Source organism: Streptomyces sp. NPDC059900 (genome assembly GCF_050270335.1).
Lineage (GTDB): Bacteria > Actinomycetota > Actinomycetes > Streptomycetales > Streptomycetaceae > Streptomyces.
Genome location: NZ_JBNNJZ010001031.1, coordinates 1 through 1,643 on the forward strand (window position 1 = coordinate 1; position 1,643 = coordinate 1,643).

Consider the following 1,643-nt stretch of genomic DNA (forward strand, 5'->3'; position numbering starts at 1 on the left):
TCGCAGAGCCACACGGCATGCAGCAGCTCGTCCAGCTGGCGCTCGAGCCTGGTGCCCTCGACACGGGCCACCGTCATCCGGGCGTGCCGTTCGTCGAGGCCGCCGGGCGAGGGGGCCTGGGCGAGCGCCAGCAGCTGGTCGCACCACTCCTCGGCGCCCACGCCGTCCGCGGGGAACCTGGCGGCGAGGTGGTGCACGGCGCGTTCGGGGCCGTTGGCGACCAGGTCGTGGTTGAGGCCGTGGGCCGCGGTGGTGCCGAAGGCGCGGTCGGGGGACTCGGCCCGGCTGCGGTAGTGCGTGTGCAGCAGGCTGTGGTTGCGGCGCCATGCGGTGCCCGCTTCGGGCGGTCCGTGCAGCCTGCTCATCAGGAGCTGGCGCAGGCCGAAGTCCCCGATGAAGTGCCGCTCGCAGGCGGGCCAGCCGCTCTCGTGCAGGAACCTGCCCACCTCGTCCGCGGTCAGGCCGCCCGCCAGCTGTTCCAGCTCGGGGCTGCGCAGCAGGGCGCGGGCGCAGTCGCCGGTGTGCGCCACCGACAGCTGGGTCAGCAGGTCGAGCCAGCGGTCGTCGTGCTCGGCGGGGAGCCGCTCGGGCAGCTGCCTGAGCACCAACTCGGCGAGCAGCACGTCCCGTACGGCCAGGGGCGCTCCGTCGAGTCCCGCGGGCTGGTCGAGCAGCTCCCGGTCGTTGTCGAGCTCCGGCAGCTCTCCGGCCGCCTCGACCAGGCGCTGCACCATCCGCGGGCGGCGGCCAGAGAGCCGGTGCACCGCGCTCTGCGCCCGGCGCAGGCGTGCCGCCTCGGGTGCGCCGCCGGTGTGCTGTTGCAGCTCCTTGTGGATGTGCTCGGTGGTGAGCAGCGGCATCCGAAGCAGCAGCACGCCCTGGCCGAGGCGGCCGCGGGCGGGCAGCCGCTGCCAGCCGGGCGGCTCCTCCTGGTCGGGCCGGTAGTGGGCGCGTTCCTCGGTGCGCGGCTCGTCGGCCAGGAACAGCGGTTCCCCCACCCGTTCGCCGGCCACGAGGACCGTGCGCTCGCGGTGGCCGTCGGCGCGGTCGGCGAGCGCGGCCGTCAGGAGCCGGCGGCCCACCGGCCAGTTGGCGTGCTGGAGGAGCACGGCGGGGCGGCCGACCCGGTTGAGTGCGGCGCCGAGCCCGGTGTAGGCGGCGTCCAGGTCCTCGCGCAGGGCGCGGAAGAGGAATCCCTCCGCGAACTTCCGCTCCTCGCCGCCCTGCTGGAAGTCGTGCGCGAGGAGCCGCAGGCCGGTGCCCGCGCTGCCGGCGGCGCCGGGATAGTCGCCGTAGGTGGCCCGCACCGGTTCGGCGCCGGTGCTCGCCAGCTTCTCCAGGAACTCCGTGAGCCCGGCGCCCACCAGCGGCGCCGCCGCGGGGGCGACCACTCCGGCGAGCGCGGAGAGATAGCCGGTCAGCAGGTTGCGCATGAACCGGCCGAGCGCCCTGCGCGGTCGCAGCAGCGAACGGTAGCGCTCCAGTTCCTGTTCGAGCTCGCGCCGCCGCAGCCGCGCACCCGCGGCGATCGCCGCCATTCCGGCGAAGAAGCGGGGCGTGGGCAGCGCGCCGCCCGGTCCCTCCCACTCGCTCATCCGCAGGGCGATGTCGTACATCTGTCTCTTATACACATCTCCGAGCTG

General features: G+C 74.9%; 1 protein-coding gene. It reads right to left on the bottom strand.

All coding sequences use genetic code 11. The annotated features are described in order from the left end of the window. Positions 1-1,616: hypothetical protein (locus tag ACQKIP_RS46915; protein WP_427745814.1), on the bottom strand; the 1,616-nt coding region annotated here is incomplete at its 3' end. Positions 1,617-1,643 lie beyond the last annotated feature (27 nt).